Origin of the sequence: Shewanella sediminis HAW-EB3 (genome assembly GCF_000018025.1) — a bacterium.
In the GTDB taxonomy this organism is placed as follows: domain Bacteria; phylum Pseudomonadota; class Gammaproteobacteria; order Enterobacterales; family Shewanellaceae; genus Shewanella; species Shewanella sediminis.
Genome location: NC_009831.1, coordinates 5,093,932 through 5,115,857 on the forward strand (window position 1 = coordinate 5,093,932; position 21,926 = coordinate 5,115,857).

Consider the following 21,926-nt stretch of genomic DNA (forward strand, 5'->3'; position numbering starts at 1 on the left):
CTTGTTAGCGCCGCATATATTATGGATTATTCCCCCCTACGTCCACACCTTTAATGCTTTTTTTTTCTGTTTGCTCAAGTTTTAACTCAATTTCACCTATTTTCGAGAGTTTTTATCGGTTACGGTCAAAAAAATAGCACATCGCGTCAAATTTATGACTTGGCGCTGCTGCTTTTTTATGCTATCAATACTCGTTAGTCCAAATCCTGCTTCTAAAAAAACAAAATAGCGATTGGCGGAAAACATGTTTAGGGAAGAATCGACTCAATATTCGCAATACGAAGTTGGGCGCATGCAAAAAAGGATTGCGCGCCTAAAGACATTAGCTCTTAAATACAAAAGAGCTGAAGTGACTCAAAATATGCTGCTTGAGATCTCAAATCTTGCGGCTCAAGTCAATTCACCCGAAGAGTTCTACTCAGAGATCCACCGTTCCCTTAATCTCCTGCTTCATGCAGATAATTTCTTTGTCGCCTTACTCAACACAGACACCAATATCCTTGAAATTCCCTTCTTCCTGGATGAAAAAGATACTCATCCATACGAGTCCTATCCTAAAGAGGCACTATCAGAGACCTTAGTCAGCGGAATTACCGGTTATGTTCTAAGAACTGGGGAATATCTGCTCTGTGATGAGTCAAAATTCAATGAACTGATAGAGAGCAAACAGATAGTCAGCCGCGGAGCTCCCAGCCATCATTGGCTCGGCGTTCCCATTAAGGTCAACAACTCGGTTGCCGGTGTCTTAGTCGTACAAAGTTACTCGTCTAATATCAATTTCACCGAAATGGATATTGAGCTGATGAACTTCGTCAGTCATCAGATATCTGGTGTCATGGAACGTCTGCAACACCAAGAGCAACTCGAACAAGCGATAGTTCAACGAACCAAAGAACTCAGCGTCGCTTACGAAAAACTCAAGCAGGAGGTTTTTGAAAGGCGTCGCGCCGAACGACTGCAACAGTCGTTATTTGAAATTGCAGATCTGGCAACCTCAAATATTGATAGTAAAGTGTTTTATTCTGAGCTTCACAGAGTCATCAGCCACCTTATACCCGCTAACAATTGCTATATTGCACTGCTCGATAAGCAGCTTTCTCATATTAATTTTCCATTTTACGTCAGCCAAGCCAGCTCTTGTTTACCCGACAGCCGAAAGGTATGTGATGGGCTTACAGAATATGTGATTAAAACCAGAAAACCTCTACTGCTGCACAACAGTGAACTAGAGGCTCTCATCGACTCTGGTGAGATCTATTCCAAAACCCCGGAGCTCAACTGCACAAAAGATATTTATCAATGGATTGGGATCCCTCTGTTTATTCATGGCCAGGTTCGAGGGGCGTTGACCATCTACAGCATAAGCATTTCTCAGAGTTATCAAGAAAAAGACCTGGAACTATTAACCTTTGTCTCTCAGCATATCGCAACGGCAATCGAACAAAAATTATCTGCTGAAACATTGAAAAACAGCTACGAACAGTTAGAAGAAAAAGTCGTCGAGAGAACGCAAGCGCTCGCCATACTAAATCAAGACTTAGAGAATGAGATCGCTCAGAGGCGGAAAATAGAGCTGCAATTAGTACACGATGCTAATCACGATACGCTAACAGGCCTCCCTAATCGCGCAATGTTTATGGAGCGACTCTCTCAAGCCGTAAAACACATTCGAAGACATGGACTAGACCGATTCGCCCTGCTATTTATCGATTTAGACAGGTTCAAGCTGATAAACGATACTCTGGGTCATCTCGAAGGCGATCGCTTCCTGATGGAAACCTCATCACGACTAAAACTCTGTATACGCGACAATGATACTCTTGGCAGGATTGGCGGAGATGAGTTTGTAATCCTACTCGACAGCATCAATGGAACCGACGATGCCGAAGAGGTGGCAGAGCGTGTGCTAACCGAACTATCACGCCCCTACAAACTCGCCAATCAACATTTTATTTCCGGAGCAAGTATTGGTATCGCTTTTAGTCATAATCATAAGTCGGATACCAGCGAGTCCCTGTTGCGAGACGCCGACGCGGCCATGTATCAGGCCAAAACGAATGGTAAGGGTTGCTATGTCATATACGATGACAAGTCTCACAAACTGCTCAACCAAGATGTAAAACTGGAGCTTGAATTACAAAATGCACTCTCTAATCATGAGCTGCTTCTGAGTTACCTGCCGATTCAAAACCTTAGATCAGAGACTACGATGGCATTGGAGCCACGACTCTATTGGAACCACCCAAGACTTGGGAAAATCAAACAGGCTCATCTGAATAATATTGCCGAACATTGCGGGCTCACAACCGAACTCGATATCTACCTGCTTCAGAGGCTAAATAGCGATTACCAGGCACTGCAAAAACACTCACTCAGTCTGTTACCCCTGCATATCAATATATCCGGAAAACACCTGAAGCATAAACATGCGGTGAGACAACTCAAAAATGCGCTCAAGCAGAGCCGCTTCAAGGCTGAGCAGCTATGGTTATTCTTCGATGAACAAGGCTTTATTCTCGATACCGATAACCATATCAATGCCTTTGAAATATTGACAAGTCTGAATGTTAATCTTGGCCTCATGGCCTATGGAAGCGCTCACAGCGCCTTAAGCAGCCTCACCTTCCTGCCGCTACAAGGCCTTAAGCTCGATCCCAGCTATGCCAATCAGCTTGAAAGCAAACAGCATATAAAGTTATTAAAGGCTCACTTCCTGACGGCTCAAGCATTAGAGCTTACGGTCTTTGTCGATGGAATTGGTACAACACAACAAAGTGAGGCTCTGCAGGAGATAGGTTTCACTCTGGGACAAGGGCAGGCACTGGGGAAAGTGTTACGGCTGACGACAATATCGGATCTGTTTTGCGCTTAGCGTTATGCCTTATGCGCAGACCAGCTAGATACCTACAGCACCGCAATGACGGTACAATAGGTATCAATTAACCCTGCTACTTTTTAAACATATCTCTTAAGTTGGCAATATTAGATTTACCAACTTGCTGACGCTGTTGTTCGCTCTGAGGTTGCTTACGGTTTTCCCAAACAAGGTCATCTTGCGGCAGCTCCATCAAGAAACGGCTCGGTTCACAGCGCATAGTTTCACCAAACTGGCGACGCTCACGGCACAGAACAAACCAGAGTTCTTTCTGAGCTCGGGTGATCCCCACGTAGGCGAGGCGACGCTCCTCTTCCACATTGTCTTCATCGATACTGCTCTGGTGAGGCAGGATCCGCTCTTCGGTGCCGACCATAAACACGTAGGGGAACTCCAGCCCTTTAGAGGCATGCAGCGTCATCAGCTGAACCTGATCACCGCTCTCATCTTCACTATTACGCTCCATCATATCCCTGAGCGTTAAACGCGTGACGACTTCAGGCAAAGTCATCCCTTCATCCAACTCATCACCCTCAAGCATCTCAGTGACCCAGCGGTATAACTCGGAGATGTTCTTCATTCGCATCTCAGCAGCTTTGGCACTTGTGCTGGTCTCATAGAGGTAATCTTCGTAATTGATATTACGAATTAGGTGCTTAACCGCATCCACCGGATCACCGCGCGTCGCTTTTTCACCTGTGTCGATAACGAACTGACCAAACTTATACAAGGACGCCATCGCGGCCGGAGGTAGATGATGGTTTAACTCGGCTTCGAAGATAGCTTCAAACATAGAGATATGACGCTCGTTAGCATAGTTCCCTAAACGCTCAAGTGTCGATGGGCCAATCCCCCGCTTAGGCAGATTAACCACACGTAGAAACGCATTATCATCATCCGGATTCACCACCAACCTGAGATAGGCCATGATATCTTTAATTTCAGCCCTGCCGAAGAATGAGGTCCCGCCACTGAGTTTGTAGGGGATCCGGTTGGTCATCAATGCTCGCTCAAGCAAACGCGATTGATGGTTTCCACGGTAGAGAATGGCGTAATCGCCGTATTGAGTCCTGCCAACAAATTTATGACGGACCATCTCTGCGATAACACGCTCCGCCTCCTGCTCCTCATTCGCTGCGATCAATACTCTCAATGGCTCACCGTAGGCAAGCTCACTAAACAGCGCCTTATCGTAGACATGGGGGTTGTTAGCGATAAGTATGTTGGCGGCTCTTAAAATACACTGGCTCGAGCGATAGTTTTGCTCGAGTTTTATCAACTTAAGCTTGGGGAAGTCTGTACCCAACAAGACCAGGTTTTGCGGCTTAGCGCCACGCCAGGAGTAGATAGATTGATCATCATCTCCTACCACGGTAAATCTGGCACGCGTTCCAACTAACAACTTAACGAGTTCATACTGACTGGTATTGGTATCTTGATACTCATCCACAAGCATGTATTGAATACGCTTCTGCCAGCGTTCCCTCACCTCTTGATTGTGTCTTAACAATAAGGTGGGTAGCAGAATAAGATCATCAAAATCCAGCGCGTTATACGCCTTCATATGTTTAGCATAACGTTGGTATAGGCCGGCAAAAAGCTGTGATTGCTCATCTTTGGCAATCTTCAGTGCCTGATCGGGAACAACCAGATCCCCTTTCCAGTTAGAGATCGCCGTCATCAGCATCTTGAGCAGGTCTTTATCACCATCGAACTCATCTTCGGTGAGCTCTTTTAGCAGCGCAAGAGAGTCTTGATCATCGAATAGAGAAAACCCAGGTTTTAAGCCAACAACCTTATGTTCACGTTTGATGATCTCCAAACCAAGTGTATGGAATGTGGATATCCATAAACCTCGGGCCTCTTTACGCCCCATAGACTGAGCGACACGCTCTTTCATCTCTCGTGCCGCTTTATTGGTAAAAGTCACCGCCGCTATCGTCCGGGCCTGATAACCACACTTTTGCACTAAATAGGCGATCTTATTAATGATCACCCTGGTTTTACCACTGCCAGCACCAGCCAGCACTAAGCAAGGGCCGGTAACATAGTGCACCGCATCATTTTGTCCGGGGTTTAGCTTCATCTTTTAACTTTTACCAACAAACTAAGAAATATTTTGGGAACCGAGAATCATACCAGAAATTAGTCAGGGCCTTCTGTTTTTATCCAAAACAAACGTCGTGAAAACTAATTAAATCGCTAAGTGTCTACTACACTGAGTTAAGTTTGACCCGTCCGTCTCTCAACTTTTCATCCGTCAGCCTGAATCGATAATTGCGATATTTGTGTCAGTGACATAGAATAGTGAATGAACGTTCATTCAGAGCATCCACTCCTATGAAAGGTACTATGGATAACAAACGCGAACTTATATTTAAAGCCACCGAGAAGATCATTGCCACCAAAGGGCTACAAGGTCTCTCGATGCAGCAGATAGCTCAGGAAGCTGGTGTTGCTGCAGGTACGATTTACCGCTATTTCACAGATAAGGAGGAGCTGATCTCTGAGCTCCGCAAAGATGTGTTACGTGTAGTGGCGAGCCATATTCTCGAAAATTGTGAAGAGGGTACGCTCGAACAGAGGTTCAAACGTGTCTGGTTCAACATTGTCGATTTTGGACGCCAAAGAACGCATGCGAACCTAAGTTATGAGCAATATATCCACCTTCCTGGCATAGACACCGGCCCGCATCAAGCTTTCGAAAGAAGCACCTTTGAAGGGCTACACCACATTTTCACAGAGGGAAGAGATGCCGGGGTATTTCATAACTTGCAAGATAAAACCCTGTTTGCCACCTCTTTAGAACCGGCTATCGCGCTAGGAAGAAGCATCCGTCGCGGCCAGATGCAATACGATAAAACTGAACTAGAATTTGTCTGCAACCTTTGCTGGCAATCCATACTTACACCATCAAACACTACTCAAAAGGAGCAATCAGGCAGATGAAGAAATGGACCCTGATTATGCTGATCATCGCATTACTGGCCTTTGGCTCGGTAATAGGTTTTAACATCATGGTTAAAGGTAAAATTGCCGATGCCATTGCCAATATGCCTGAGCCTGAATCACCAGTGACCACCATGACACTGATCACTGAGAGCTGGCAGCCCACCATAGATGCAATCGGTTTTGTAGAACCAAACCAAGGTGTCACGATTGCCAATGAACTGTCGGGTGTCGTCTCTGAGATAAACTTTGAGAATGGTAGCACCATAAGTAAGGGCCACAGCCTGATTGTGCTCGACTCCAAGGTCGAAAAAGCCAACTTGAAGGGCAAGATGGTTCAATTACCTGCCGCCGAAGCCGATTTCAAACGACTCACACGCCTCTACAAGCAAAAGTCGGTATCTAAGCAAGACTTAGATAATAGTGAATCAAAATATCTGGCCCTGAAAGCCGATATCGAAAGCTTAACGGCCACCATAGATCGCAGGGAGATCGATGCACCTTTCGATGGTTTAGTCGGAATTCGCAGCGTTAACTTGGGTGAGTATCTGCAGGCTGGTACCGATATCGTTCGTCTCGAAGATATCAGCACCATGAAGATACGTTTTACCGTGCCACAAACCCAGCTACCACGGATCTCAACCGGACAGACCATCCACGTCTTCGTCGATGCCTATCCAGAGCAGCCATTTGAAGGAAAAATATCAGCCATTGAACCTGCCGTTTTCTATCAGAGTGGTCTAATTCAAATTCAGGCAACCATTCCAAATATCGATGCAAAGCTGCGTAGCGGTATGTTTGCAAGAGTGGAAGTGCTACTGCCAGAGATGACCAATCAGTTTGTACTGCCTCAAACCGCCATTAACTTCACTCTCTACGGCAACTCTATCTACATCCTTAACGAAGTTTCTGAAGATGGAGAAACCGTAAAACGTGTTAAACAGATAAATGTGGAAGTGCTTGAGCGTAACGGAAATAACGCCTTAGTCACAGGTGAACTGAAAGCCAACGATCAGATAGTGACCTCAGGGCAAATTCGATTAAGTAACAACAGCAAAGTCAAAGTGACCGAGGATAAAGCATTAACTCCTCCAGCCACTATGCCACAACTATAACAGGAGCTGGCAATGCGCTTTACTGATATATTTATTCGCAGGCCGGTACTCGCCGCCTCGATAAGCTTCATGCTGTTACTCTTGGGTTTTTACTCCCTGAGCAAAATGCAGGTACGTGAATACCCTGAGATGACCAACACAGTGGTCACAGTATCCACCAGCTACTATGGTGCCGATGCGAACCTGATCCAGGGCTTCATCACCCAGCCACTTGAGCAAGCGTTGGCTCAGGCCGATAACGTCGACTTCATGACGTCAGATAGCTTCCTGGGAAGCTCAAAAATCACCGTCTACATGAAGCTTAATACCGACCCCAATGGCGCCCTGGCTGACATTCTTGCCAAGGTAAATTCGGTGCGGTCTCAGCTACCTAAGGAAGCCGAAGACTCAACCGTTGATATGTCGACTGGTTCACAAACCTCTGTACTCTATATCTCCTTCTATAGCGATGAGATTAACTCGAGTCAGATCACCGATTACCTGGAGCGGGTGGTAAAACCTCAACTCTTCACGATCGACGGTGTCGCTAAGGTTAACCTCTACGGCGGTATTAAATACGCCATGAGGATCTGGTTAGACCCGGCTCGAATGGGAGCCTTCGGCCTCTCATCATCTGAGGTCATGCAGGTTTTACAGGCGAATAACTATCAATCTGCAGTGGGTCAGGCTAATGGGGTTTTTACCCTGTTTAACGGCACCGCAGATACTCAAGTTGCTACCGTAGATGAGTTGAAAAAACTGGTCATTGGCAGTAAAGAGGGGCTTGTCGTTCGTCTTGGTGATATTGCCGACGTGAGCTTAGAGAAGAGTCACGATGTCTACCGCGCCCTTGCCGATGGTCAGGAGGCTGTAGTTGTTGCACTGGATGTGACTCCAACGGCAAACCCATTAGTTGTCGCCGCAGATGCTCGCGCTCTCATGCCCGATATCGAACGTAACTTACCTGTCTCAATGAAGACCCGTATCCTATATGACTCCTCTCTTGCCATCGATGAATCGATTCAAGAGGTCATTAAGACCATAGGTGAAGCTGCGTTGATCGTTATCATAGTGATCACCCTGTTCTTGGGCTCATTTCGCGCGGTCATTATCCCTATTGTCACCATTCCGCTCTCCTTGATCGGTGTTGCCATCATAATGATGATATTTGGCTTTACGCTGAACCTGATGACACTGCTAGCCATGGTACTGGCCATCGGCTTGGTGGTCGATGATGCCATCGTGGTAGTAGAAAATGTCGACCGACATATCAAGTTAGGCGAGTCGCCATTTAGAGCCGCTATTATCGGTACTCGCGAGATAGCGGTTCCCGTTATATCTATGACCATTACGCTGGCGGCCGTGTACGCGCCAATTGCATTGATGGGCGGTATCACAGGCTCTCTGTTTAAGGAGTTCGCCTTAACCTTAGCCGGTGCGGTATTTATATCGGGAATTGTGGCCCTGACCCTGTCACCTATGATGTGCTCGAAGATCCTGAAGCCTCATTCGGCACCCAACCGTTTTGAGTTTGCCGTCGAGAACTTCCTCGAAGGCATGACGAAACGCTATCAGGGGATGCTGAATGCGGTAATGGAGCGTAGACCCGTCGTTATCGCCTTCGCCATTATCGTTTTCGCCTCTCTGCCTGTGATGTTCAGCTTTATTCCATCAGAACTGGCACCGAACGAAGATAAGAGTGTCGTTATGATGATGGGCACCGCCCCCTCTACGGCTAACTTAGACTATATCCAATCGAACATGGCGTTAGTCACCGATATGATTAAGTCACATCCTGAGTCGGCGGCTTCACTGGCCTTCGTCGGGATCCCTAACTCGAATCAAGCCTTCGGTATCGCCCCCTTAGTGCCATGGAGTGAGCGAGATAAGAGCCAGAAAGAGATGCAGAAAATGCTGGGCGAAGAGGTGAAGCAAGTGCCGGGAATGGCGGTCACCACATTCCAGATGCCTGAACTTCCAGGTGCATCGGGTGGTCTGCCGATTCAGTTTGTTATCACGACATCTAACTCTTTTGAGAGCCTGTTCCAGATAGGAAGCAGCGTGCTGGAGAAAGTGCAACAGAGTCCGCTATTTGTCTACTCGGAGATTAACCTTAAGTTTGACTCAGGTACCATGAAGATCCATATCAAGCGCGATCTAGCGGGGACCTATGGCATCACGATGCAAGACATAGGTGTTACCTTAACGACTATGATGAGCGATGGTTACGTCAATCGCATCAACTTAGACGGTCGCTCTTATGAGGTGATCCCTCAAGTTGAGCGTCAGTATCGTGCCAATCCCGAGGCGCTCGATGGTTTCTATGTTAAGGCTGCCGACGGTAACTCTATACCACTATCGAGCCTGGTCGATATTGAGATGGTAGCTGAGCCACGCTCTCTGCCTCACTTCAATCAGATGAATGCACTGACAGTGGGCGGAGTGGCCACACCTGGGGTAGCTATCGGCGATGCCATCGACTTCCTTAAGAATATCGGTGATAACGATCTCCCTAAAGGCTACAACTATGACTTCTTAGGTGAAGCACGCCAATATGTCACAGAAGGCTCGGCTCTGTTTGCTACCTTCGGTCTGGCACTTGCCATCATCTTCCTGGTTCTGGCGAGTCAATTCGAGAGTGCCAGAGATCCCTTGGTAATCCTGGTATCGGTGCCGCTGGCCATCAGCGGTGCACTCATCGCGTTGGGCTGGACTCACATCTTTGGTCTGTCATCGATGAACATCTATACCCAGGTCGGTCTCATCACCTTGGTGGGCTTAATTACCAAACACGGTATCTTGATGTGTGAAGTCGCCAAAGAGGAGCAGCTGCATAATGGCCTGAGTAAGATGGAGGCGATTAAACTGGCAGCCACTATACGTTTGCGTCCAATTCTGATGACAACGGCGGCGATGATTGCCGGCTTGATTCCACTGTTATTCGCGGTAGGTGCAGGTGCCATTGCACGTTTCAATATCGGCCTCGTTATTGTTTCAGGTCTGGCTATCGGTACCCTGTTCACCCTGTTTGTACTGCCGGTGATCTATACCTACCTGGCAGAGAAGCATGAACCACTTCCGGTGTTCGATGAAGAGGGACATATCGCAGCGAGTTAGTGATAACTCACTCATAGCTTAAGCACTAGGCCCTAACTATCTTCATAGTTAGGGCCTTTTTTATTTACACAGCTTTTGTTTTCCAATAAACCTTGCCTCAGGTACAATCTTAGCTAAGAATCAAAGGCGATAGCCCACAGCGGAAGTAGATCATGATCAATCCAAAGAAAATCGAAGAAGTTGCTAAGCAACTGAGCGAAAACCTGCCTAGCGGACTGAAGCAATTCGCTGGCGAGTTTGAAGAAAAAAGTAAGCAGATCCTTCAAAATCAATTGATGAAGTTGGATGTTGTCTCTCACGAAGAGTTTGAAGTACAACAACATGTACTGCTAAAGACACGTGAGAAACTTGAAGCCCTTCAGGCACAGGTAGAAGCACTGGAGAAGAGACTCAACGAGAGTGAGAGCGAATAAGCTTCAGGTTAAACATAATACAAATGAAGAGCGCTTTCGCGCTCTTTTTTATTGTGTAGAAGGCTCTATTCGACCGTTTTCTTTTTCGATGCATAAAATAAAAGGCATCCCGCCAGCAAGACAAGATCTTTCACGATAAACTGACCACTTCCCGTTAATAGTGGCAAACCATGACTCAACTCATAAGCGGGTAAGCTAATAATAAAGCTTTGTGTCGCCAGGAAGGTTAATGCGGCAACCGATAATCCCAATGCCCTCGCCCACACGTATTTACAGCCGATAATAAGTCCGAATACCGCAACCAACTCAATCACACCGATAAAATATGAACCATGAAGCACACTAAACAACTCATATATCCAGCTGAAAAATGGGCTCGTCGCCATCAAACGCTCAATACCATCGGCTTCTACCTGAGTGAATTTCATTCCTCCTATCCATAGCATCACTAATATCACCCCCGCCCATATCAACTTAAGTGAAAGTCGGTTCAGCTGCCGATCTACGCCGTAGTCTGAGGCGATATATGCACTCACACCTGCGATGGTCAGATACTTAATCAGTCCCTGCCCCGCACCTATGGCAGGAAAGCCGCCTAAGCTCTCTATCCACACCGGGTGAGTGAATAGCATCAAGATAGGTACCAAAGCCAATAGTGAATAGAGATAGAGCATATACTGGCTCAGCTTATGCGCAGGAAAGATTAATGCGGCAACCACAGTTAACTGCATGACACCTAGCACAGCTGATAACCAGGCCAGCTCAGGCAAGCCCACAGCCACCAGTTGTTTAGTAAAATAGCTCGCATCGACTGCAGTAAAGCGATTCATTGCTGTTGTCAGTAAAAATACTCCCAATAGCACTCGCGCAATGGCTAAAGCACGTATTGATTTAATCTTGCACATATAAGTCTCCAAATCAGATGCACCAATAGACCCGGAAAACCAAATTGCTATTTCATCGATTAATAATATACAACAGACTCAGTCTGCAAATATGTTCCGATACTCCATCTCATTGCCCTTTTCTCGCCACTATTGATCACTGGCTTGCCCTCATAGGTCAGGTAAATTCTGTTTCAATACTCTCATCACCACTGAGGGATCTATCATGCTCAATTTCTTCACTACGGCTACCACTAACCTAACCCATAAGATCATCGTTCTTGTGGGAATGTCACTGCTCTCCTCCATTCCGCTTGGGCTTGTTATGAACATGACCTCGGACAGAGAATACCTCTATCACGACGTCGTTAATGAAATTGGCCGTTCATGGGGAGAACAACAGATGATAGCAGGGCCGGCGCTTGTCTTACCCTATCGCTATGAGGTTGTTCAGGAGAAGAGCGATGACGAAGGAAAAACAGTAAAGTTTAAGAGCAGTTTCCAAGATGAGTTGGTTATTTTGCCAAAGGATCTGGATCTGGATATGGATCTGACCCACGACTTTCGCTCCAGAGGAATATACCAATCCTTAGTTTACAGTGCCATGGTCAGTGGCAAGGCTAAATTCTCCATTCCTGAGATAAATATCCCTAACCTTATCTCTCTGGAAGCTGAGAATGCCCGGCTGGTATTCGGCATATCAGCCAATCAGGCGATTGAGAAAATTGAATCATTTGAAGTGACCAGTCCGAAAACGACGTCATCAAATATAAATACCGTGGGCGACATCATGCCGGGAACCGGATTATCCCAACAACCAGGACTGGAGCGCGGCTTCCATCTGCCCATAGAATTGAATCTTAAACAGACTCAATTTAATGTCGACTTTGCAATACAATTTAGGGGATCACAGGCCATTAGTGCGCTGCCCTTAGGTGAGCAAACCAACATCAGCATCTCAAGCGATTGGCCACATCCCAGCTTTAACGGGCTCTTACCAACGACTAGAGAGATCACAGACTCTGGGTTTAAGGCTAATTGGCAGATTAGCCACTTGACCCGTAACTACCCACAAGTGTTCACTAAACAACTTGAAATTAACCTTACCGAGGTCGAAGCCAGCACGGCGTTATTCGAACCCGTCACCCACTATGGCAAAGTGGAGCGTTCGGTCAAATATGGCATGTTATTTATTGCATTAACCTTCATCATGCTTTTAATCTTTGAGCTTGGCCAACAAAGCTCGCTTAGCCTGGTTCAATACCTGCTGGTCGGCTGCGCAGTCACTCTGTTTTACCTGCTGTTACTCTCGTTATCTGAACATTTAGTCTTCGCTCAAGCCTATATGCTAGCAGCGAGTATCCCGGTGTTATCTGTATCGTCTTATGTCGCCAGCGCGACTGCCAGCATGAAAAAGGGAGGGATAATCGCGGCCATGTTGGTTTGTCTGTACGCCGTACTTTACTCAATTTTAAGACTTGAAGATTTCGCATTGCTGATGGGAACGGGCTTGCTGCTTATAGCCCTCTTGGTTCTGATGTTCATTACCCGGCATAAGAATCTGCACTGTGAAATATGATGCGCGAAGTTTTACATCAGTGCTAATTCAGTGTTAATCCCTTGCCCTCAATTATCCTAAATGGTCGATTTATCGGGCTATTCGCTTGGCAATGTTCTTGTTGCGCGTTAGCCTGAAAAACTATTTGGCAAAGTGTCCTTCACCGTCGGTATGAGACCCTATTCTTGAAACTATTACCTTTACTGAAATCGCGTTTTCCACTTGGTCCCATGATGATGGGTTGGACCATTTTAACCATCATACCAGCAATATTGTTGATATCTGATACCGCTCTATTTCCGCTATTGCCACTGAATTCACTATCGGCAGAGGGGTTGTTTTGGTTAACCTCATCGGGCACGGCTCCCTATGGCGTCGCAACGGTACTCCTTATCTTATTGCTTAGTTACCAGCGTCTCGGTAGAGCCGAGTTCATCAGCCTGTTTCTCACCATCTCTTTGGGTATGTGCACCACACTGGGACTCAATCACTACCTCAAGCCTTTTTTCAACGAGGCTCGCCCCAATGCGGTTTGGCTTGAGCAGCAATACCTGCTCAACACAGAAAACTTCTACACTCTCTCAAAGGCAGAGCGTAAGGCACAGATGACAGCCTCACTCGAACGACTCGAGCACGCCGAAACAGACATGGTCCTCTCCCCTCTGGTCAAACAACATTGGAAGAATGAGGTAGGTTTTGCCTTTCCCTCGGGCCACACGCTCTTCGCTATCACTCTCACCATGATAGCCAGTTACTACCTTCTGTTAGCAGGAAATCTGGTGCTGCCGACGATACTGTTCATCTGGAGCATCACCATGGGGTTCAGTCGCATGTTATTAGGTATGCATTGGTCTCAAGATGTACTGGCATCGACAGTGCTCGGCGGAGTGATAAGCCTATTCAGCCTATTCTTCATCCATAAAACCTTTCCCTATGGCGCTAAGCTCTATACAGATCTGAGCGCTAAGTTACGGTTGAAGCAGCTCACGCTCAAACCTTGATCATAACGGAATGAACAGGCGAAATTAATGCTAACAAGAGCAGATAAGGCTATGCTATCCCCTTCAATAGTTAACCTCGAACTTTTACGAGACCCGATAACATGGCAGAGTTACAACTCGATCAGATAGATTTCGCTATTTTAAAGCTGCTCCAGAGTCATGGAAAACTCTCTAATCAAGAGCTGGCTGTAAAAATAGGTTTATCCCCCTCTCCATGCTCCAGACGTGTCAAGGCGCTGGAGGAGTCTGGTTTCATTGCGGGTTACGCCACACTACTCTCGGCCGAGCATTTCAATCTGTCTTTAACCGCCTATGTTCAGGTGAGACTGGATAAGCATTCACACGAGGTACTGGAATCATTTGAAACCCGGGTTTGTGGTTACGATGAAGTACTCGAGTGCTGCCTGCTTACGGGTAGTGATGCAGATTACCAACTTAAGGTGCTGGTTGAAGACATGAGTCAGTTTAAGGTTTTCCTGTTGGATAAACTCACCACAGATCCGCACATTGCCGGAGTCCATTCAAGCTTTGTGCTCAAACAGGTGAAAAACCAAACCAGCATACCGCTCCCCCAGTCCTGAGTTTAATACCCACGAACTCAGCTCCCCACATAGGTTATACCGATTGGCATTATTGCTCAAAATACAGACGTGACTTCACTCCCGCCTGGCATTATTAGTGAGATTGGGCTCAAAATAGTCAATTAATTCAAACGCAACTTTCTTGCGTCAGTGACGACCACAAAAGCATCCAACGCAAATTTATATCGCCAAACGACCCAAGATTAAAATATAAAATCACAGAAAGCATTGGTGGTGATTCAGATAGTTAAAATGCAACACATTTGCGACATAAAGCACCATTGACCAATAATAATAAACCTCTATCATGCGCCCTCTTGAAAACAGAAAGAGGCAGGCATGGCCAGCACAAATTCAAATCACTTTAGCTCACGATTGGGCTTTATTATGGCAGCGGCAGGTTCAGCCGTTGGCGTCGGTAATATTTGGGGCTTCCCCACTCAAGCCGCAACCCATGGTGGTGGTGCTTTCCTGCTTGTATACCTGATACTGATCCTAATCTTAGGTTATCCAATGCTGGTTGCCGAGCTGATGATTGGACGTCACGGTCAGACTAACCCTGCCGATGCGATGGCTAAACTTGGCAACAACACGCTAAGTAAGAAAATCGGTAAAGTGATCGGTTTCACCTCAATTGTCACCGCAACCTTGATCTGTACCTTCTACACCATATTGTCGGGTTGGTTTGTCAGCTTTGCCCTGGCACCTGTAGCAGAAATCTTTGGTTTTACGGCGGCATCTGATTGGTTAATGGATTTCTCCCTGTCACGTAATCTGCTCTTCACAACCATCTTCATCTTGATGGTTATCTACGTGATACGCCAGGGAGTACAGCAGGGGATCGAACGCTGGTCCAAACGCTTAATGCCACTGCTTCTGATGATATTGGTATTAGGGGCGGGCTATATCTTGACTCTACCCGGTGCGATGACAGGGCTTAAAGTACTATTGATACCGGATTTTTCCCGAGTCTGGGATCCAGATGTTCTCGTCGGCGCTCTGGGGCAAACCTTCTTCTCCCTGACCATAGGTACGGGTGCCATGATGGTCTACGGCGCTTATTTAAATAAGAATGAACACTTGGGTAAGCTAACGGCCTATGTAACCCTTACCGATACCAGTGTGGCCTTCTTAGCCGCATTAATGATTATCCCGGCTATGTATGTGGCTCAACACAATGGGGTGCAGATCTTCGGTGAAGATGGCAGCCTATTAAACTCAGACACCTTAGTGTTTACAGTACTGCCCGCACTGTTTGACACCTTAGGGGGTAACTTACAATACCTGCTGGCCTTTATCTTCTTCATGTTAATGACCATAGCAGGCCTTACATCTGCAATTTCGATTGTCGAAGTGCCCACCAGCTACCTGATGGAGAAAAGGGATATGGGGCGTAACAAGGCCACTTATCTGGTTGGCGCACTGATTATTGTCCTGTCCCTTACCGTGGTGATGAACTTCGAGCATCTGTTTGGCTTTATGATCACCTTAACCACCGAGCGCGCCCAGCCACTCATCGCCTTAGGTATCGCCATCTATCTGGGCTGGGTATGGCAGAGAAATGGCCTGCTTAAAGAGATCCTGGCTCAGGATGGCGTCGATAGCAAAAGTCTGTTCTGGCGTGTCTGGCCCGTTTATGTGAAATTTATCTGTCCACTGCTTATTACGCTCATTATCGTGCAGCTGTTTAATAAGTAGAGCCATCGGTTCCCCAAAAGCCACCGGGCCTAAACAGGCTCAGTGGCATCATTGTTCACTTCAGGCAGTTACAGCTCAAAGAGGGGAAATTCAGCAAACAGATGGTGGCAACTAATGGAGATGTGAGAGAGATCAACCTCAGCTGTGACACATTGTCGCACAACTTACCTTTCCCTTTGTTAACAAGCTAAACATCTGCGAAAAAGACGCAACTAAATAATAAAGAGCGTCGCCATGAAACATAAAACAATAACACTGGCCTCAGTGATCACCGCTACCATGAGTATTCCAACTCTGGTTTTCCCTCTGACAGCCCTTGCCGAAGATGAGCCAAGGGACTGTGGAGACCGTCGATGTGACGACTATATTGTCATCACGGGTGACTTGATGCGCGAGCCGACAAAGGTCGTCACAGATCCCAAGAAGCCAAGGCTGCCACTCCCCTCATATGATGGTGCAGGATTTCTGAAAACCATTCCCGGATTCAGTATCGGTCGAAAAGGGGGGGCCGGTGGCGATCCATCCTTAAGAGGCATGGGCGGCTCACGCATCAGCATCGTCGATGATGGCCAGCATGTGTATGGCACCTGCGGTGGACGCATGGATCCACCGACGGCCTATATCTACCCGGAGGCTTATGACAGCATCACTGTGATCAAGGGGCCACAAACCGTAAAATATGGTCCGGTGGGCTCCGCCGGAACTGTTTTGTTTGAAAAAGACAGACATAGCTTTGTCGAACCCGGCGTCGAAGGGCGGGCCAGCGTCACAGGCGGCAGTTTCGAGCGACAAGACTATATCGTCGAACTGAAAGCCGGTGATGAGACCCACTATCTCGATCTGGATGTCAATCAATCCAGCAGCGATCACTACCAGGATGGTGACGGAAACACGGTGCAATCCAGCTACGACCGTAACAATTACAATATCGCCCTGGGGTGGACCCCGACAGACACCAGTGTTATCGAACTCGCTTATGGTAAGTCTGATGGTGAAGCCGAGTACGCCGACAGGGCCAATAAGGCCCGGGTGATCAATAATGAAAATGTCACCCTGTTGACTCAGTTCGAGTTCGACTCGGATCTTATCCGCGAAATTGAGTTTCAGGCCTACACCAACAAGAACGACCATATCATGGACCAGTTCGATCAGGGGGTGAACTCCGGAGTCAATGTTCGCCGCAAAACCTCGGGGGGTCACTTCTGGCTGGAGCTAACACCGAGTGAGAGTTTGGAGGCAACCTTAGGGGTCGATTACATGCAGAGTACCCATGAGGGACGCGGTATAAACCCTGAGTTTGATAACGGTCTCGATGACCTGCTATCTAAACCATTTAAAGATAATATGCGTTATGAAAACATGGGAATATTTATCGAAGCCGACTATGCCTTAGGAGGAGGAAATCTACTCTCAGGGTTACGCTTCGACCATTGGGACAGTGAACTCTTTGTCGCGCAGACGGGTAAACGCAGTGACGACCTGATCAGCGGGTTTATTCGTTATGAATATCTCAATGGTAATAACCAGTATTACCTTGGTACGGGTCATGCGCAGCGGATCCCCGATTATTGGGAGATCATGAAGGCCAGTCCGGATAACCTATCCACCAAGGCATTCGATCTCGAGCCCGAGAAGACAACCCAGCTGGACATTGGTTGGATATACCAAGCCAATATCGAAATATCGACCTCACTCTATTATGGCAAGGTCGATGATTACATCTTAGTTGACTCCAATACATCGAAAACCTCCGCCTACAACATCGATGCGACCATATGGGGCGGCGAGGTTGGCATAACCTACCCGTTTACGGAGCAGTGGTCAGCGCAAACGACCCTCAGCTATAGCCATGGAGAAAATGACACTCAGGATACGCCTCTGGGACAAGTCTCTCCTATGGAGGGACGTGTATCTGTCAATTATGAGGGAGAAGAGTGGACGGCGGGGCTGTTCTGGCGTGTTGTTGCGGCTCAGGATCGAGTCTCTATCGGTCAAGGTAATATCTCAGGTCAAGATCTGGCTGAGAGCAGTGGCTTCGGCACACTCGCCATCAATGGATCATGGAAGCATGGCGACGTGGTTTTAGTGAGTTTCGGTATCGAAAACCTGTTTGATATCACCTATGCCGAACATGTGAGTCGCTCTGGTGCCGGTAACGATATCCCCGGTAGTGAGCCTATGTTTCAGGTCAATGAACCCGGCCGCACCGCATGGGTGAAGCTGGACTATACCTTTTAGCCTGGCGAATAGGTAGCGAACTCAGGTAGTAAACCTAAGTTACAAGGCTCCAATGAACCCGGTCGTACCACATGGGTGAAGCTGGACTATAGCTTTTAGCCTGGTAATTAGCTCCTATTCCCTGGCCTTCGTCCGGGAATGGGGGCGATAAACCTAAACATCAGGGCTTTATCCAGGTCAATTCAGGTAACGAATTCAGGTCGAGCTTGTCTCCATAAGTGGCAATAGCGAGGGCTTGTGGGCAAGTGCTGTTATCCTCCCGCAACTTATCGACCAGCCCCTCTTGCGCCTCAGACTCACCATGCACCAAGACGAGTGGTGGCCTCTCTTTAAAATGACGATACCAGTGTAACAACTCGGCCTGATCCGCATGTGCAGAGAGACCACCGACCGTATGAATGCACGCCGCCACATCTATACTCTTACCATTAATCGTGAGCTGCTCGGCCCCATCCACTATCAACCGACCCGGCGTACTGATGGCCTGATAACCACAGATGATCACATCACACTCACTGCGCCAGAGGTTATGCTCCAGATGACATCGGATCCGCCCACCATTACACATACCACTACCGGCAATGATGATGAGTCCCTTATGCACATCGTTGAGCAACATGGACTCGTCGGTGCTGAGAATAAACTCCACATTGGATAACAGGGGATGTTGACCGGGATGCATGCGGGTGAAACGCTTAAAATCATCGTCCATCAAGGGGTAGTTATTCAGGTAGACACTAGTCGCCTCTATCGCCATAGGGCTATCGAGGCAGATTTTCCATCGCTGCAGATCCCACTCCTTTGCGTAAAGGTGAAACAGATATAACAGCTCTTGAGCGCGCCCCACCGAAAATGCCGGCAGAAGAATATTGCCATGACTTTCACTGATCGCTTTAGAGAAAATCTGTTTCAGCTCTTCGATCGTGTCATTCCAACTACGGTGCATGCGGTTACCGTAGGTGCTCTCCATCATCACCAGATCGGCACTGTCGACAATACTGGGGTCTTCCAATAAGGGCATACCCGCACGGCCTAAGTCGCCACTGAAAACCAGCTTCTTTTGCTCAACTCCTTCCCCTAAGAAAAGCTCGACTATCGCCGATCCCAATATATGGCCGGCATCAGAGAGGCAGATATCCACGTGGGGGATGACCCGGGTCATATCGCCATAATCCAGCAGCACAAACTGAGCCATAGCCCTATCGACATCCTCCTCAATAAAGAGTGGTTCGATGGGCTCCATCTCCTGCTTGACCCGCTTCTTATTCAATCTTTCCGCATCACGTCGCTGCAGCATTGCCGCGTCTTTTAACATGATGGCACACAGCTCTGCGGTCGCTTTATGGGTAAAGATAGGGCCTGAGAATCCGGACTTCACCAGTAGCGGAAGACGACCCGAATGATCGATATGAGCATGACTTAATACGACGGCGGCAATGACCTTCGGTTCGAACAGAAAAGGCTCGTGGTTACGTAGCTGGTCAGCCTTTCCCCCCTGAATAAGTCCACAGTCTAACAGCAGTTGCTGGCCATCCACCTCCAGCAGATGACAAGAGCCGGTGACCTCTTGCGTCGCCCCTAAAAACTGCAGCGTCATTCTCATATCCTTGACCTATTATTTTTATCCTATCTTAATTTAAGAATAGACTATCTCCTTACCTGTCAAAGAAAAACAGCAAATAATCAGACTTACTTTAAGAGAAAAAACCGCTGAATCCTTGCCTCATAAAACGCTGTGGCACCTCGGGGGGGCGCGTCAGAATATTGAGCCCGCAACGACTATACTTAAGGCTCCAGTACTCCTGAGGAGAGTAAAAATGAAAAGCTTAATGATCATTCTGATCTGCTTAATATTAGGAACTATCTCTATAAACCTATCGGTGGCCGGTGATCTGCATGAAGCCATTTCTAAGGGAGAAATTAACCGGGTTGAGGTATTGATTGAGAAAGGCAGCGATGTGAACGCAAAAGATGAAAAAGGGGCCTATCCTCTCAATTATGCCGCCGCTTATAATCGAGTCGATATGATTCACCTGCTGCTGGAGAGGGGCGCAGAGATCAGTGCACAGAGTGCGGTAGGTGACACGGCTCTCCACTGTGCAACGCGTTATGGTGGCGGTGAGATCGCAACAATAAAGCCCTTATTAGACGCTGGCGTGAGTAAAGAACTGAAGAATGCGGAGGGAAAGACCGCCCTGGATTACGCCAAAGATAAAAATCAGCAAGAGGCGGTAAAGCTACTTCATTCGCAATAGTCCCCTTGAGTGAGTGGTGGGTAGCGATTACCTAGTAAAAAAAGCAGCATTGAACCGATTCAATGCTGCTTCTGTGTATCGTCCGAGTGTCGATATCAGTCTCTAGTTCAGTACACTAATTCAGTACATCGTCCAATGCTTTCAGGCACAAGGCGACATTCTCGCGGCGGGCACCGAAGCCCATCAGGCCAATGCGCCATGCCTTGCCCGCTAGCGCACCTAAGCCTGCTCCGATCTCCAGGTTATAGCTCTCCAGCAGTTGTGAACGCACGGCACCGTCATCGATCCCCTCGGGAATATAGACCGCATTGAGCTGAGGCAGACGTGATGCCTCATCGACCACGAATTTGAGTCCCAATCCTTCCAACCCCTGACGCAGCACTTGGTGCATATCTGCATGACGCTTCCAGGCGGCTTCCAGGCCTTCATTAGCCAATAAACGCAGTGACTCATGCAGGGCGTAGAGCGCATTTACCGGAGCCGTATGATGATAACTACGCTTGCCACCGGTAGCGGCGCTGCCACTCCAGTATTCCATAACCAGAGTCTGATCCAGGAACCAACTCTGCACCGGCGTTTTACGGGCTTTAAGCTTCTCAACCGCAGCGGGAGAGAAAGAGACCGGCGATAAGCCCGGTACACAGGAGAGGCACTTCTGGCTACCGGAATAGATGGCATCGATGCCCCACTCATCGACTCTCAGTTCGACGCCGCCAAGTGATGTCACCGCATCGACGATCGACAGACAATCATATTGCTTAGCCAGTGCACACAAGGCTTTTGCATCGGATAGCGCGCCTGTTGAAGTTTCCGCATGAACGAAGGCTAAAAATTTTGCATCGGGATGTGCCCGCAACGCCGCTTCCACATCTGTCGGGCTAACCGCTTCGCCCCACTCATTGTCGACGACAACGGCAATGGCACCAACACGCTCAACATTCTGGCGCATGCGCTCACCGAATACGCCATTACGGCAGACAATCACCTTCTCACCCGCTTCGACCAGATTCACGAAGCAAGTTTCCATACCGGCAGAGCCCGGCGCTGAGACGGCAAGCGTCATCTCATTGGTCGTCTGGAACGCATACTGGATCAGTCCCTTAAGTTCATCCATCATGCCGACAAACAGGGGATCTAAATGCCCAATGGTTGGACGGGATTGTGCGGCAAGCACCTCGGGATAAACATCGGATGGACCTGGGCCCATAAGGGTTCTACGTGGGGGATTAAACGCATCGATATAGGGTGCAACTAACATCTTCT

At 47.8% G+C, this 21,926-nt stretch carries 15 protein-coding genes; 11 read left to right on the forward strand and 4 right to left on the reverse strand.

The genetic code is table 11. From position 1 onward, the window contains the following. Window positions 1-244 precede the first annotated feature (244 nt). Window positions 245-2,872, forward strand: a complete 2,628-nt coding sequence (locus tag SSED_RS21630) for a sensor domain-containing phosphodiesterase (RefSeq protein ID WP_012144479.1) — start codon at window positions 245-247, stop codon at window positions 2,870-2,872. A 76-nt stretch (window positions 2,873-2,948) separates the two neighbouring features. On the opposite strand, the gene rep is transcribed toward SSED_RS21630, so the two are convergent. Then, on the reverse strand, window positions 2,949-4,961 hold the full coding sequence (gene rep / locus SSED_RS21635; RefSeq protein WP_012144480.1) for a DNA helicase Rep: 2,013 nt from the start codon (window positions 4,959-4,961) through the stop codon (window positions 2,949-2,951). Between the two features lie 266 nt (window positions 4,962-5,227). Between rep and SSED_RS21640 the strand changes: the two genes are divergently transcribed. From SSED_RS21640 to ubiK, 4 genes are all read left to right on the forward strand, one after another. Further along, window positions 5,228-5,824, forward strand: coding sequence for a TetR/AcrR family transcriptional regulator (locus tag SSED_RS21640; RefSeq protein ID WP_041421850.1), 597 nt, complete (start codon window positions 5,228-5,230; stop codon window positions 5,822-5,824). Then, entirely contained in the window at window positions 5,821-6,939 is a 1,119-nt protein-coding gene (locus tag SSED_RS21645) for an efflux RND transporter periplasmic adaptor subunit (protein ID WP_012144482.1), read from the forward strand. The genes SSED_RS21640 and SSED_RS21645 overlap by 4 nt, the downstream gene beginning before the upstream one ends. A gap of 12 nt (window positions 6,940-6,951) precedes the next feature. Further along, on the forward strand, window positions 6,952-10,035 hold the full coding sequence (locus SSED_RS21650) for a multidrug efflux RND transporter permease subunit (RefSeq protein WP_012144483.1): 3,084 nt from the start codon (window positions 6,952-6,954) through the stop codon (window positions 10,033-10,035). A gap of 152 nt (window positions 10,036-10,187) precedes the next feature. After that, window positions 10,188-10,448 (forward strand): ubiquinone biosynthesis accessory factor UbiK, encoded by a 261-nt coding sequence (gene ubiK, locus SSED_RS21655; protein WP_012144484.1) that lies wholly within the window; start codon window positions 10,188-10,190, stop codon window positions 10,446-10,448. Between the two features lie 65 nt (window positions 10,449-10,513). Here ubiK and SSED_RS21660 read toward each other — a convergent pair whose 3' ends face one another. Continuing rightward, window positions 10,514-11,353: a DUF417 family protein gene (locus tag SSED_RS21660; protein WP_012144485.1), complete on the reverse strand. Its 840-nt coding sequence runs from the start codon at window positions 11,351-11,353 to the stop codon at window positions 10,514-10,516. A gap of 205 nt (window positions 11,354-11,558) precedes the next feature. On the opposite strand from SSED_RS21660, the gene creD reads away from it, so the two are divergent. The 5 genes from creD to SSED_RS21685 all read left to right on the forward strand — a co-directional run bounded on the left by creD (window position 11,559) and on the right by SSED_RS21685 (window position 18,408). Beyond that, window positions 11,559-12,911 (forward strand): cell envelope integrity protein CreD, encoded by a 1,353-nt coding sequence (gene creD, locus SSED_RS21665; protein WP_012144486.1) that lies wholly within the window; start codon window positions 11,559-11,561, stop codon window positions 12,909-12,911. Between the two features lie 164 nt (window positions 12,912-13,075). Then, a complete protein-coding gene (locus tag SSED_RS21670) occupies window positions 13,076-13,891 on the forward strand; it encodes a phosphatase PAP2 family protein (protein WP_223295933.1) in 816 nt (271 codons plus the stop codon). Window positions 13,892-13,992: 101 nt separating this feature from the next. Next, on the forward strand, window positions 13,993-14,472 hold the full coding sequence (locus SSED_RS21675) for an Lrp/AsnC family transcriptional regulator (protein WP_012144488.1): 480 nt from the start codon (window positions 13,993-13,995) through the stop codon (window positions 14,470-14,472). 339 nt (window positions 14,473-14,811) lie between these two features. After that, window positions 14,812-16,170, forward strand: a complete 1,359-nt coding sequence (locus SSED_RS21680; protein WP_012144489.1) for a sodium-dependent transporter — start codon at window positions 14,812-14,814, stop codon at window positions 16,168-16,170. Window positions 16,171-16,404: 234 nt separating this feature from the next. Next, window positions 16,405-18,408, forward strand: a complete 2,004-nt coding sequence (locus SSED_RS21685) for a TonB-dependent copper receptor (RefSeq protein ID WP_012144490.1) — start codon at window positions 16,405-16,407, stop codon at window positions 18,406-18,408. A 160-nt stretch (window positions 18,409-18,568) separates the two neighbouring features. Here SSED_RS21685 and SSED_RS21690 read toward each other — a convergent pair whose 3' ends face one another. After that, window positions 18,569-20,011 (reverse strand): MBL fold metallo-hydrolase RNA specificity domain-containing protein, encoded by a 1,443-nt coding sequence (locus SSED_RS21690; RefSeq protein ID WP_041421851.1) that lies wholly within the window; start codon window positions 20,009-20,011, stop codon window positions 18,569-18,571. Window positions 20,012-20,225: 214 nt separating this feature from the next. On the opposite strand from SSED_RS21690, the gene SSED_RS21695 reads away from it, so the two are divergent. After that, window positions 20,226-20,663, forward strand: a complete 438-nt coding sequence (locus tag SSED_RS21695; protein WP_012144492.1) for an ankyrin repeat domain-containing protein — start codon at window positions 20,226-20,228, stop codon at window positions 20,661-20,663. 115 nt (window positions 20,664-20,778) lie between these two features. Here the strand turns inward: SSED_RS21695 and SSED_RS21700 are convergent, their stop codons facing one another. After that, window positions 20,779-21,921 (reverse strand): pyridoxal-phosphate-dependent aminotransferase family protein, encoded by a 1,143-nt coding sequence (locus SSED_RS21700; protein WP_012144493.1) that lies wholly within the window; start codon window positions 21,919-21,921, stop codon window positions 20,779-20,781. Window positions 21,922-21,926: the final 5 nt, after the last annotated feature.